The organism is Streptomyces sp. NPDC054932, from assembly GCF_053610205.1.
On record NZ_JBSGXU010000244.1, the window covers coordinates 1 to 11,008 of the forward strand.

8 protein-coding genes are annotated in these 11,008 nt (G+C 72.0%); all 8 read right to left on the bottom strand.

Annotated features, from left to right (window positions below; translation table 11 throughout):
* Window positions 1-141 precede the first annotated feature (141 nt).
* Complete coding sequence (locus tag ACWGE1_RS37065; RefSeq protein WP_453424863.1) at window positions 142-1,848, bottom strand: proline--tRNA ligase; 1,707 nt, start codon at window positions 1,846-1,848, stop codon at window positions 142-144.
* Between the two features lie 42 nt (window positions 1,849-1,890).
* The gene (locus ACWGE1_RS37070) at window positions 1,891-2,433 is read right to left on the bottom strand and encodes a GNAT family N-acetyltransferase (protein ID WP_453424864.1); all 543 of its coding nucleotides are present in this window, start codon (window positions 2,431-2,433) and stop codon (window positions 1,891-1,893) included.
* Window positions 2,434-2,520: 87 nt separating this feature from the next.
* Window positions 2,521-3,363: a GNAT family N-acetyltransferase gene (locus tag ACWGE1_RS37075; RefSeq protein ID WP_453424865.1), complete on the bottom strand. Its 843-nt coding sequence runs from the start codon at window positions 3,361-3,363 to the stop codon at window positions 2,521-2,523.
* 149 nt (window positions 3,364-3,512) lie between these two features.
* Window positions 3,513-4,670, bottom strand: a complete 1,158-nt coding sequence (gene ispG, locus ACWGE1_RS37080; RefSeq protein ID WP_453424866.1) for a flavodoxin-dependent (E)-4-hydroxy-3-methylbut-2-enyl-diphosphate synthase — start codon at window positions 4,668-4,670, stop codon at window positions 3,513-3,515.
* Window positions 4,671-4,843: 173 nt separating this feature from the next.
* Complete coding sequence (locus ACWGE1_RS37085; RefSeq protein ID WP_453424867.1) at window positions 4,844-6,145, bottom strand: M50 family metallopeptidase; 1,302 nt, start codon at window positions 6,143-6,145, stop codon at window positions 4,844-4,846.
* Window positions 6,142-7,395: a 1-deoxy-D-xylulose-5-phosphate reductoisomerase gene (gene dxr / locus ACWGE1_RS37090; protein WP_453424868.1), complete on the bottom strand. Its 1,254-nt coding sequence runs from the start codon at window positions 7,393-7,395 to the stop codon at window positions 6,142-6,144. The genes ACWGE1_RS37085 and dxr overlap by 4 nt, the downstream gene beginning before the upstream one ends.
* A 21-nt stretch (window positions 7,396-7,416) precedes the next feature.
* Window positions 7,417-8,745: a hypothetical protein gene (locus ACWGE1_RS37095; RefSeq protein ID WP_453424869.1), complete on the bottom strand. Its 1,329-nt coding sequence runs from the start codon at window positions 8,743-8,745 to the stop codon at window positions 7,417-7,419.
* A gap of 91 nt (window positions 8,746-8,836) precedes the next feature.
* Entirely contained in the window at window positions 8,837-10,804 is a 1,968-nt protein-coding gene (locus ACWGE1_RS37100; protein WP_453424870.1) for an acyl-CoA dehydrogenase family protein, read from the bottom strand.
* Window positions 10,805-11,008 lie beyond the last annotated feature (204 nt).

The following is an 11,008-nucleotide window of genomic DNA, read 5'->3' on the forward strand; positions in this document are numbered from 1 at the left end:
CCAGGGACGTGCTCGGCGGCCCGGCCGACGGCCTGATGCTGGACGCGCCACCGCCGGCGGACCCGGACCCGGACGGCCCGCGCGAGTAGCCGCTGCGCGGAGCCTTCACCCCGCCCCTCGTCCGTTTCCCGGGCCGAACCGTCAGGGGCGCGGACCGGTCAGGCGGGCGAGGGCCTCGGTGAGGGGGAGTTCCTCGCGGGTACCGGTGGCGCGGTTCTGGAGCTCGACCACCGCGTCGGCGGAGCGCCGCCCCGCCACCAGGATCCACGGCACGCCGATCAGTTCCGCGTCCGTGAGCTTCACGCCGGGCGACAGGCCGGGCCGGTCGTCCAGCAGCACCCGCAGGCCCGACGCGGCGAGCGCCGTCGCCGCCTCCTCCGCCAGCGCGAGCGGCACCGCCTTGCCCGCCGCCACCACGTGGACGTCGGCCGGGGCCACCGCCGCCGGCCAGCACAGGCCGCGCTCGTCCGCCGTCTGCTCGGCCAGCGCCGCCACCGCGCGGGAGACGCCGATGCCGTACGAGCCCATCGTGACCCGTACCGGCTTGCCCTCGCGGCCGAGGACGTCCAGCCCGAAGGCGTCCGCGTACTTGCGGCCCAGCTGGAAGATGTGCCCGATCTCGATGGCCCGGTCGAGCCGCAGCCCCGCCCCGCAGGACGGGCAGGGGTCGCCCGGCTCCACGACCACCACGTCCAGGTACCGGTCCACCTCGAAGTCCCGCCCGCAGACCACGTTCCGGGCGTGCGTGTCCGCCCGGTTGGCCCCCGTCACCCACGAAGTGCCGGGAGCGACACGGGGGTCGGCGAGGTAGCGGACCTTCTCCAGACCCTGCGGGCCCACGTAGCCGCGTACCAGGTCCGGGCGGCCCTCGAAGTCCTCGGCCGTCACCAACTCCACCACCGCCGGGGCCAGGTGCTCGCCCAGCTTGCCGAGGTCCACCTCGCGGTCACCCGGCACGCCCACGGCCGTGATCTCGCCGTCGACCTTCACCAGGAGGTTCTTCAGCGTCGCCGAGGCGGGGACCCCCAGGTGCGCGGCCAGGGTCTCGATCGTCGGGGTGTCGGGGGTGTCCACCTCCTCCAGCGGCGGGTGCTCGGCGGACACCGGGGTCAGCGCGAAGGTCACGGCCTCCGTGTTCGCCGCGTAGGTGCAGGAGGGGCAGTCCACGAAGGTGTCCTCGCCGGCCCCGGCCGGGGCCAGGAACTCCTCCGACGCCGAGCCGCCCATGGCGCCCGACACGGCCGAGACGATCCGGTGGTCCAGGCCGAGCCGCTCGAAGATGCGGACGTACGCCTCGCGGTGGAGCCGGTAGGACTCTTCCAGGCCCTCGTCGGACACGTCGAAGGAGTACGAGTCCTTCATCTGGAACTCGCGCCCGCGCAGCACCCCCGACCGGGGTCGCGCCTCGTCGCGGTACTTGGTCTGGATCTGGTACAGCATGACCGGCAGGTCCTTGTACGAGGTGCACTGGTCCTTCACCACCAGGGTGAAGATCTCCTCGTGCGTCGGCCCGAGCAGGTAGTCCGCGCCCTTGCGGTCCTTGAGCCGGAACAGCAGGTCCCCGTACTCCGACCAGCGCCCGCTGACCTCGTACGGCTCCTTCGGCAGCAGGGCCGGCAGCAGCACCTCCTGGGCCCCGATCGCGTCCATCTCCTCGCGGACGACGCGCGAGACGTTGTCCAGGACCCGCTTGCCGAGCGGCAGCCACGTCCACACCCCGGCCGAACTGCGCCGGACGTAGCCGGCGCGGACCAGGAGCCGGTGGCTGAGGGTTTCGGCGTCGGCCGGGTCCTCGCGGAGGGTCTTGGCCATGAGGCGGGACATGCGCTGCACGTGTTGCGTAGACATGCCCGGAGGTTACCGGGGGTGCCGCCACCCGCGGAAACGGTTTCAGGGCCTGCTCAGGGGCAGGGTGGCGCCCATGACGGCGTAGGGGAGGCTCGCGCTCGGGAAGTGGACCTGGCGGGCGAGGTCGGTGTAGCCGAGGGCCCGGTAGAGGCCGCGGGCGGGGCTCTCGGTGTCGATGGCGGAGAGGATCGAGCGGGGCTCGGCGGCGTCGTCGGTGATGCGGGTGATGAGCGCCCGGCCGACGCCGTGGCCCTGGAAGCCGGGGTGGACGTGCAGTTCGGTGATCACGAAGGAGCCGTCGAGCCACTGCTCGTGCCCGCCCGCCCGCAGATAGGGCTCGACGATGGTGGACCACCAGTGGGTGCGGTCGTTCGGCATCCCGTAGACGAATCCGGTGAGCGCCCCGTCCTCGGCGAACGCCCCGAGGGCACGGGCGCCGCGGCAGGTCATGTGGCGCTGGACGATGTAGCGCCGGATGCCGACCTCCTCCTCGCTGAGGCCGAAGGCGACGGCCTGCACGCGCAGGGCCTCGTCCACGCGGGCGGCGAGGTCGAGGGGACCGATTCGGACTCCGGAAGGCAGCATGCGGCGACCTTACTTCGCGGTACGGGGGCGCCGGAATGCCATCGCAGCGGTCCGTGGCCCGCCGTGTGGATCAGGGCCGGTCCGGGCTCAGAAGAGGACGCTCATGAACGCGCCGACCTCACGGAAGCCCACGCGCCGGTAGGCCGCCCGCGCGGCGGCGTTGAAGTCGTTCACGTAGAGGCTGACCACGGGGGCCACGTCCCGCAGCGCGTACGCGACGACGGCGGCCATCCCGGTCTCCGAGTGTCCGCGGCCGCGGAACTCGGGGTCCACCCACACGCCCTGGATCTGGCAGGCGCGGGCGGTCGCGGCCCCGATCTCGGCCTTGAAGACGACCTTGCCGTCGTCGACGCGGGCGAAGGAGCGGCCACTGGCGACGAGTTCGGCGACGCGGGCCTGGTAGAGCAGTCCGCCGTCACCGGCCATCGGCGAGATGCCGACCTCCTCGGTGAACATGGCCACGCAGGCCGGCATGATCAGTTCCATCTCGTCCTTGCGGATCCGTCGGACCTGCGGGTCGGCCTCGACCGTGGTGGACGGGCGCTCGATGACCATGAGCGGCTGGTGGGAGCGGACCTCGCGGGCCGGGCCCCAGCTGGGCTCCAGGAGCTGCCACAGCAGCCGGGTGGGCTCGGCGGGGCCGACGATGGAGGAGCAGCGGCGCCCGGTGCGGCGGGCCCGGTCGGCGAAGGCGCGTACGGCGTCGGGTCCGGCGCAGACGGGGACCAGATTGGCGCCCGCGTAGCAGAGCGAACGGAGCTCGCCGTCGGCGTACCAGCCCCACATCTCGCCGCCCAGGCGCCAGGGGTCGAGTCCGGCGACCTGGACCCGGGAGGTGACGAAGGCGTTCTCGACCGGCTCGCGTCCGAGGATTTCGAGCGCGGCGTCGAGATCACTGGGCTCAAGGACCCGGGTCGTGGTCTGCGTCAACACTGGGGCCTCACCATGCAAGTCTGCTGATCTCCGCACTGTACCCAAAGGCGCCCGGGGATGCCGCGTCCGAGGGTCACGAAACAGCCCCGGACCGCCCCCGAACTGCGGGAACGGTGCCGGGGCCGCCGTTGTGGGACCGCTGGAACCTAGACGCCGATCGCGACGGTGGGCTCGCCGCTGGTGATGCCGTCCGCCTCCATCTGCGCCGCGATCTTCATCGCCTCTTCGATGAGGGTCTCCACGATCTTCGACTCGGGGACGGTCTTGATGACCTCGCCCTTCACGAAGATCTGGCCCTTGCCGTTGCCGGAGGCGACGCCGAGGTCGGCCTCACGGGCCTCGCCCGGGCCGTTGACGACGCAGCCCATGACCGCGACGCGCAGCGGGACCTCCATGCCCTCCAGGCCCGCCGTGACCTCCTCGGCCAGCTTGTAGACGTCGACCTGGGCGCGGCCGCAGGACGGGCAGGAGACGATCTCCAGGCGGCGCGGCTTGAGGTTCAGCGACTCCAGGATCTGGATGCCGACCTTGACCTCCTCCGCCGGCGGGGCGGAGAGGGAGACGCGGATGGTGTCGCCGATGCCCTCGGACAGCAGCGCGCCGAAGGCGACGGCGGACTTGATGGTGCCCTGGAAGGCGGGGCCGGCCTCGGTGACGCCCAGGTGCAGCGGGTAGTCGCAGGCGGCGGCGAGCTGGCGGTAGGCGTTGACCATGACGACCGGGTCGTTGTGCTTGACCGAGATCTTGATGTCGCTGAAGCCGTGCTCCTCGAAGAGGGAGGCCTCCCACAGCGCGGATTCGACCAGCGCCTCGGGGGTGGCCTTGCCGTACTTCTTCAGCAGGCGGGCGTCGAGGGAGCCGGCGTTGACGCCGATGCGGATCGGGGTGCCCGCGTCCTTCGCGGCCCTCGCGATCTCCTTGACCTTGTCGTCGAACTGCTTGATGTTGCCCGGGTTCACGCGGACCGCGGCGCAGCCGGCGTCGATCGCGGCGAAGACGTACTTGGGCTGGAAGTGGATGTCGGCGATGACCGGGATCTGCGACTTCTTCGCGATCACGGCGAGCGCGTCGGCGTCGTCCTGGGTCGGACAGGCCACTCGGACGATGTCGCAGCCGGAGGCGGTCAGCTCGGCGATCTGCTGGAGCGTCGCCCCGATGTCGGAGGTGCGGGTGGTGGTCATCGACTGCACGGAGATCTGTGCGTCGCCGCCGACGGCCACCTTGCCGACCTGGATCTTGCGGCTGACCCTGCGGTCGGCAAGCTTCGTCGGCACGGCCGGCATTCCGAGAGAGATGGCAGTCATCTGCTGTGCAACCCCAAGGTGTGGATCAAGGTCCCGAGATCGGCGGGCTCCAGGCTTCGAGATTACGCCAATCAAGGCGCGGCCCGTGCATCCGAGGGGTGCGCCACCCGAACGTAGGGAGCCGGGCACGATCCGTGCCCGGCTCCCGTACGGCTGGGGCAGAGCCCCGCAAACTATGTGATCTTGATCGGGTTCACCACGTCCGCCACCATCACGAGCAGCGTGAAGCAGATGAACAGGCCCGCGACCACGTAGGCGACGGGCATCAGCTTCGCCACGTCGAACGGGCCGGGGTCGGGGCGGCGGAAGATCCGCGCCACGCCCCTGCGGACCGACTCCCACAGGGCGCCGGCGATGTGGCCGCCGTCGAGCGGCAGCAGCGGCAGCATGTTGAACAGGAACAGCGAGAGGTTGAAGCCTGCCAGCAGGTTGAGGAAGAAGACCAGCTGGTGCTGGGCGGGGATGTCGAGGGTGAAGATCTCACCGCTGACCCGGGCCGCGCCCACGACGCCCATCGGGCTGTCCTGCTTGCGCTCGGCCCCGTTGAAGGCCGCGTTCCACAGGTCCGGGACCTTGGTCGGAAGCTCGACCAGCGACTGCACGCCGGCCTGCATCATCTCGCCCATGCGGTCGACGGACTGGCCGAAGGACTGCGGGACGTAGCCGGAGGCGGGGGCGAAGCCGAGGAAGCCCGCGGTGACGTACTCGTCCTTGACGTACCGGCCGCTGCCGTCCGTCTTGGCGACCTTGTTCTCGATCAGGTTCGCCGTGAGGTCCAGGCGCTCACCGGCCCGCTCCACCGTGATCGTGGCGGGGCCGACGGTGGCGCGGATGTTCTTCTGCAGGACGGACCAGTCGCCGACCGATCGGCCGTTGAAGGCGACGATCTTGTCGCCCGCCTTCAGGCCCGCGGCCCTGGCGGGCGCGGCCGGGTCCCCGGGGACGCACTTGTCGCGCTTCTCGCTCTGCTGGATGACGCAGTCCGAGACGGTGGCGACCGAGGTGGTCTGGGTGTTCAGGCCGAAGGTCATCAGGGTCGTGAGGAAGATCGCCACGGCCAGGATCAGGTTCATGAACGGCCCGGCGAACATCACGATCACGCGCTTCCACGGCTTGCGCGTGTAGAAGAGCCGGCTCTCGTCCCCGGGCTGGAGCTCCTCGTACGCGGCCGAGCGCGCGTCCTCGATCATCGACCGGAACGGCGAGGTGGAGCGGGCGGTGACCTTGCCGTCCTCGCCGGGCGGGAACATCCCGATCATGCGGATGTAGCCGCCCATCGGGATGGCCTTGATCCCGTACTCGGTCTCGCCCTTCCTCCGCGACCAGATGGTCGGCCCGAAGCCCACCATGTACTGCGGCACGCGGATGCCGAAGAGCTTGGCCGTGGACAGGTGCCCCAGCTCGTGCCAGGCGATGGAGACCAGCAGGCCGACCGCGAAGACCACGACCCCGAGCACCGTCATCAGTAGCGTCATGCGCGCGCCTCCACGGCGGCCCGAGCCGCCATCTCCCGCGCCCGGGCCCTGGCCCAGGCCTCTGCTTCTAGGACGTCCTGGACCGTCAGGGAGGTTCCCGACTCAGGTGTCCCGTGCTCGTCGACCACGGCAGAGACCGTATCCATGATTGCTGTGAACGGCAGCCGACCTGCCAGGAATGCCTCCACGCACTCCTCGTTGGCCGCATTGAACACGGCCGGGGCGGTGCCGCCGAGGGTGCCCACGTGCCGGGCGAGGCCCACCGACGGGAAGGCCTCGGTGTCCAGCGGGAAGAACTCCCAGGTGGAGGCCTTGGTCCAGTCGAAGGCGGGGGCGGCGTCCGGGATCCGCTCGGGCCAGCCGAGACCGATCGCGATGGGGCCGCGCATGTCCGGCGGGGTGGCCTGGGCGAGCGTGGAGCCGTCCGTGAACTCCACCATCGAGTGCACGTAGGACTGCGGATGGACCACGACCTCGATGCGGTCGAAGGGGATGTCGTAGAGCAGGTGCGCCTCGATGACCTCCAGCCCCTTGTTGACCAGGGTCGCGGAATTGACGGTGATCACCGGGCCCATGGCCCAGGTGGGGTGCGCGAGCGCGTCCTGCACGGTCACGCTCGCCAGCTCGGCGCGGGTGCGGCCGCGGAAGGGCCCGCCGGAGGCGGTCACCACGAGCTTGCGGACGTCCGCCCGGGTGCCGGCGGCCAGCGCCTGGAAGAGCGCCGCGTGCTCGGAGTCCACGGGGATGATCTGGCCCGGCTCGGCCAGGGCCTTGACCAGCGGGCCGCCGACGATCAGCGACTCCTTGTTGGCCAGGGCCAGGGTCCGGCCCGCCCGCAGGGCGGCGAGGGTCGGTGCCAGGCCGATGGAACCGGTGATGCCGTTGAGGACGGTGTGGCACTCGGAGGCGGCGATCTCGGCCGCGGCGTCCGGACCGGCCAGGATCTCGGGCAGCGGCTCGGACGGCCCGTACTGGGCGCTCAGCGCCTCTTTCAGGGCCGGTACGACGTCCTCGCGGGCGACGGCCACCGTCTTGACCCGCAGCAGCCGGGCCTGCTCGGCCAGCAGCTCCACCCGCCCGCCGGCGGCGGACAGTGCGGTGACCCGGAACCGGTCCGGGTTGCGCAGGGCGAGGTCGATGGCCTGGGTCCCGATGGACCCGGTGGACCCGAGGATGACGATGTCCCGGAGGCCGGCCGCGGGGTCGAAGAGGAGGTGCGGATCGGCGAGGGGGGCTGGGCGGTCGCTCATGCCCCCCATTGTTGCCGCAAGTCAGGAGCGGCCGGACACGGAGCCCCCTTCCGTTACCCGCAGAAGCAGGTGCGGGAGCGTTCCGGCGAACTCCGGGAGCGTGCGGGCGACCCGCCACCAGGCTTCGGGGTCCTCGTCCAGCGCCAGGGCCAGCAGCCGGTCGGCCTCGGCGTGGGAGGCGAGGACGGCCTCGGGCCGGTCGTGCCGGTCGGGATGGTTCACCTCGCCGAGCCAGTGGTCCTGGTCGAGGGCCCAGCAGGCCGGCAGCTTGTGCCGGATCACGTCGATGCCGGTGAGCAGTCCGCGGTCGAGGCAGTCGCGCACCCAGCGGATGTCCTCCTGGACGCTGTCCATCGGCACGGCCAGGCTCGCGAGGGCCAGCTCGCGCTCCACGCCCCCGAAGGGCTCGGCGGCCGTCGGGGTCAGGTGGCGCACCGCACGGACGAGGTCGGGCCCGGGCTCGCCCGCTCCGGCCGCCGCGGGCACCGTGCCGTCGGCCACGGCGGCGACCAGCGCGGGCAGCGGGCCCTCGTGGCCGGGGGCGTGCCGCAGCAGCTCCGCCCACAGGCGGGGATCGTCCCCCAGCGGGCGCAGGGCCCGCAGCACGGCGCTCTGCATGCCGGCCTGTTCGGGCAGGGTCCAGCGCAGGCCGCCGGCGGCGGGCAGGCGGGCGAGCAGCAGGGTCCGGTGCGCGGGGGCGAGGTGGGCGACGAGTTCCTCGTGCGTGACCCGGCCCATCCGCACGGCCCGGACGGCGGGCCGGTGCCAGGAGCGCCCGTCCAAGGGCGCGGCCGGAGCGGCCAGGAACGCAAGGACGGTCTCCGGGGGCAGGTCCGCGACGAGCAGCAGGGCCTCGACGGAGCCGGCCGGCAGCGGCTCGCGGACGTGCTCGGCGAACAGCTGCTCCGGGTCCGGCCGGTGGCGCAGCGCCAGGATGTCCAGCGGGACCCGCGGCCCGCGCCTGCCGTGCCGGCGCAGCAGGCCGGCGAGCTCGGCCGCGCCGAGCGGCTCTGCTGCGGGGTCCCGGCCGAGCTCGGCGCCCAGCACGGGCAGGAGTTGCGCCGGTGTGCGGCGGCGGACGTACCGCGCGGGGCCGGGCAGGCCGGGCAGCGGTCGGCCCACGACGCGGGGGTTGCGGGCGATGTACTGCCGGTCCGCCGCGCCGCCGTGGCGCAGCAGCAGGGTGACGGTCGAGGCCGACAGCCACTCGTCCCGGCACAGGTATTTGCGGGTGGGCCCGTCCAGCCTGTTGATCATGTCACTGACGACGTGGTCCGGTGCGTGGCGCAGCAGATGCGCCACGCACCAGGCCAGCCGTCGGCTGGTGCGGTCTTCCTCGGCCGTCGGCATCGTTCTCGTCCGCCTCGCACTGTGCTCGTACGCGTACCGGTACTCGTACTCATCCTCGTACGTCTGTCCGACGTCCGGCGATGATCGCAGGTCAGCGGATGGGGCGGTGCACGTTTTTCTGTGTGGAGGGTCCGGGGGCGGCGTCCGCGATCCAGGGGCCGTCGCCGGAGGGGTCGAGGACGCCCTCCTCCAGCCAGGCGTAGGTGCCGGACAGGACGCCCGCGACCACCTTGCGGTCGAGGTCGTCGGTGTTGGACCAGAGCCGGCCGAAGAGTTCCTCGACGCGGAGCCGGGCCTGCTCGCAGAAGGCGTCGGCCAGCTGGTACGCCTCGCGGCCGTGCTCGCCCGAGGCGCGCAGGTGCTCGGCCCGGACGCAGGCCGCGCTCATCGCGAAGAGCTCGGCGCCGATGTCGACGATCCGGCCGAGGAAGCCCTGTTTGGTCTCCATCCGGCCCTGCCAGCGGGACATGGCGTAGAAGGTCGAGCGGGCGAGTTTGCGGGCGCTGCGCTCCACATAGCGCAGGTGGGTGGAGAGGTCGGGGTGGCCGTTCGGGTGGAAGGCCCGGTAGGTGCCGGGGACCTGGCCCGGACCGGTGGCGAGCTTGGGCAGCCAGCGGGCGTAGAAGCCGGCGGCCCGGGCTCCGGCCTTCGCCTTGTCGCCGAGCGCCTTCTCCGGGTCGATGAGGTCGCCCGCCACCGAGAGGTGGGCGTCGACGGCCTCGCGGGCGATCAGCAGGTGCATGATCTCCGTCGAGCCCTCGAAGATCCGGTTGATGCGCAGGTCGCGGAGCATCTGCTCGGCGGGGACGGCGCGTTCGCCGCGGGCCGCCAGGGACTCGGCGGTCTCGAAGCCGCGGCCGCCGCGGATCTGGACCAGTTCGTCGGCCATCAGGCAGGCCATCTCGGAGCCGTAGAGCTTGGCGAGGGCGGCCTCGATACGGATGTCGTTGCGGTCCTCGTCGGCCATCTGGGAGGCGAGGTCGACCACCGCTTCGAGGGCGAAGGTGGTGGCGGCGATGAAGGAGATCTTGGCGCCGACCGCCTCGTGCTTCGCGACCGGCCGGCCCCACTGCTCGCGTACGCCGGACCACTCGCGGGCGATCTTCAGGCACCACTTCCCGGCGCCGACGCACATGGCGGGCAGGGACAGCCGGCCGGTGTTGAGCGTGGTCAGGGCGATCTTGAGGCCGGCGCCCTCGGCGCCGATGCGCTGGTTCGCGGGGACCCGCACCCGGTGGAAGCGCGTCAGGCCGTTCTCCAGGCCGCGCAGGCCCATGAAGGCGTTGCGGTGCTCGACGGTGATCCCCGGCGAGTCCGCCTCCACGACGAAGGCGGTGATCCCGCCCCGGTGGTTCTCCGACTTCGGGACGCGGGCCATCACGACGAGCAGGTCGGCGACGACCCCGTTGGTCGTCCACAGCTTCACGCCGTCGAGCACGTACGCGTCGTCCCCGTCCGGGACCGCGGTGGTGGCCAGGCGCGCCGGGTCGGACCCCACGTCGGGCTCGGTGAGCAGGAAGGCGCTGATGGCGGTGGTGGCGCAGCGGGGCAGGTAGGTGTCCTTCTGCTCCTGCGTGCCGAACATCTTGAGCGGCTGGGGCACGCCGATCGACTGGTGGGCGGAGAGCAGGGCCCCGATGGCCGGGCTCACCGAGCCGACGAGGGCCAGCGCCTTGTTGTAGTAGACCTGGGTGAGACCGAGGCCGCCGTATTTGGGGTCGATCTTCATCCCGAGGGCGCCGAGCTCCTTGAGCCCGCGCACGGTCTCGTCGGGGATCTTCGCCTCGCGCTCGATGAGTGCCCCGTCGATGCGGGTCTCGCAGAACTCCCGCAGCCGGGCCAGGAAGGCCTCGCCCCGCCGGACGTCCTCGTCGTCGGGGAGCGGGTGGGGATGGATCAGGTCGAGCCGGAAGCGCCCGAGGAAGAGTTCCTTGGCGAAACTGGGTTTGCGCCAGTCCTGTTCCCGGGCCGCCTCCGCGACCTGCCGTGCCTCGCGCTCGGTCACCTTGGGCTGTGTGCCGCTGGGTTGTACGGGCTGTACGGGCTGTGTTGCGGACATGCGGGGACTCACCTCGCCGCCGGAGTCGGTTCACCGGATTACCAGCCGGTGCTACTTGTGAGTCGTACCCCGTCCGGCTCCGCCGGAAAAGCCGGGGCGGTCCAGTCGGGCGAACCGGGGGTTCCGGGGCCCCTTTTCCCCCGCCCGGGCGGGGGAAAAGGGGACGGCCGGAGCCCCCGCACAGTGGGCTCCGGCCGTCGGCTC

Bases quoted from the DNA above. Each gene is read 5' to 3' on its own strand.
- ACWGE1_RS37065 (WP_453424863.1), bottom strand. From the start codon at position 1,848: ATGTCTACGCAACACGTGCAGCGCATGTCCCGCCTCATGGCCAAGACC.
- ACWGE1_RS37070 (WP_453424864.1), bottom strand. From the start codon at position 2,433: ATGCTGCCTTCCGGAGTCCGAATCGGTCCCCTCGACCTCGCCGCCCGC.
- ispG (WP_453424866.1), bottom strand. From the start codon at position 4,670: ATGACTGCCATCTCTCTCGGAATGCCGGCCGTGCCGACGAAGCTTGCC.
- ACWGE1_RS37085 (WP_453424867.1), bottom strand. From the start codon at position 6,145: ATGACGCTACTGATGACGGTGCTCGGGGTCGTGGTCTTCGCGGTCGGC.
- dxr (WP_453424868.1), bottom strand. From the start codon at position 7,395: ATGAGCGACCGCCCAGCCCCCCTCGCCGATCCGCACCTCCTCTTCGAC.
- ACWGE1_RS37095 (WP_453424869.1), bottom strand. From the start codon at position 8,745: ATGCCGACGGCCGAGGAAGACCGCACCAGCCGACGGCTGGCCTGGTGC.
- ACWGE1_RS37100 (WP_453424870.1), bottom strand. From the start codon at position 10,804: ATGTCCGCAACACAGCCCGTACAGCCCGTACAACCCAGCGGCACACAG.